General features: G+C 62.9%; 1 protein-coding gene. It reads right to left on the reverse strand.

Going from position 1 to position 1382, the window contains the following annotated elements; all coding sequences use genetic code 11:
* Positions 1 to 163: 163 nt before the first annotated feature.
* Positions 164 to 1382, reverse strand: a 1219-nt coding sequence (locus NMG10_RS25755; RefSeq protein ID WP_254465370.1) for a thioesterase domain-containing protein, incomplete at its 5' end; no start/stop codon positions are given.

The following is a 1382-nucleotide window of genomic DNA, read 5'->3' on the forward strand; positions in this document are numbered from 1 at the left end:
ATAAGCGTCGACATCGCAAATGAATGCGCCTACAACTTACAAAACCATCCAACAACAATATTTTTCAAATCGCTGACAACTAAGGCACCATAAAAATCACCAGGCACGCAATAAAAAACGGGTAGAACCCAACGCCCCACCCGCTCCTCATCACCCACCAACCTCAAGCCTTACCAGCCAACCGCCCCACCAGCCCATCGACAAACGCCACGGCATTGATAACCCCCTCATGCCCATCAGCGATCACCGTAGAACTGGCCAACCCGTTGACCGAAGCCTGCGCCAGCAACCCCGCCTCCCCCATCCGCACCCGCTCCAGGCTACGACTCTCGCTGGCCCACCAGCAATCCACCCGGACCGCCAGCGGCCGCAGGCGAAACGCCTGGCTCAGTTCGACGTTGCGATCAAGGACAGCGAAACCATCAACGATCTCCCGCTGCAGATGCACATCCTCGTGAATGGCCCGCAGTCGCTCGGCGCTGACACCGCCGGCAGCGGCCACCTGCTCGATGACCCACTCGGTCCTGTCGACCCCGGCAGGCAGACGCCCGGCCTCCTCGATAAAGCCGACGATACGGGCTTCACCAACACCCGGAGCGAAAGCCAGCAGCCCCCGCAGCAGGCTCTCGTCCGCCCGCGCCACCTGCACCACCTCGACGGGCTCGGCCTCAAGGCCGGACACATCCTTCGGCAGCAGGGTATCGACAAGGCCGACAAAGCCCACTTCCTGGCCTGCCTGCTCCAGGGCATGAGCCACCTCCAGCGCCAGGGCGCCGCCCAGGGACCAGCCCAGCAGATGGTAAGGGCCATTGGCCTGGGTACGACGAATCTGCTCGACGTAGTAGCCGACCATCGCCTCCCAGGACTCGTCCACCCAGCCCGGCTCGGCGTAGCACTTGTTGACCAGGCCATACACCGGACGCTCGTCGGCCAGGCGGCTCGCCAGCGGGTAGTAGGCGTAGGCACCGCCACCGCCCGGCGGCAGGCAGAACAGCGCCGGACGCTGCAGTTGGCAACCGTTGAGGTTGATCACCGACGATTTCAGGCGATCCTTGCCGCCACCGATGAAGTTCGCCAGTTCCTCGAAGCTCGCCATCAGCATGAACTCATGCAGGCTGATGTTGGTGGCGAAGGCTTCGCGCACCCGGTTTACCAAGGTGATCACCAGCAGCGAGTGACCGCCCAGTTCGAAGAAGTTGTCGTGCAGACCCACCTGCTCGACCTTCAGCACTTCGCTCCAGATCGCCGCCAGCTGTTGCTCCAGCTCCGTACGTGGCGCCACGTAGCCTTGTTGCAACTGGCTGGCGTCCGGCTTCGGCAGGGCCTTACGGTCCAGTTTGCCGTTGGCGGTCAGCGGCCACTGTTCCAGCACCAGGAAATGA

It is taken from the genome of Pseudomonas sp. DVZ6 (assembly GCF_024259445.1).
In the GTDB taxonomy this organism is placed as follows: Bacteria; Pseudomonadota; Gammaproteobacteria; order Pseudomonadales; family Pseudomonadaceae; genus Aquipseudomonas; species Aquipseudomonas peradeniyensis.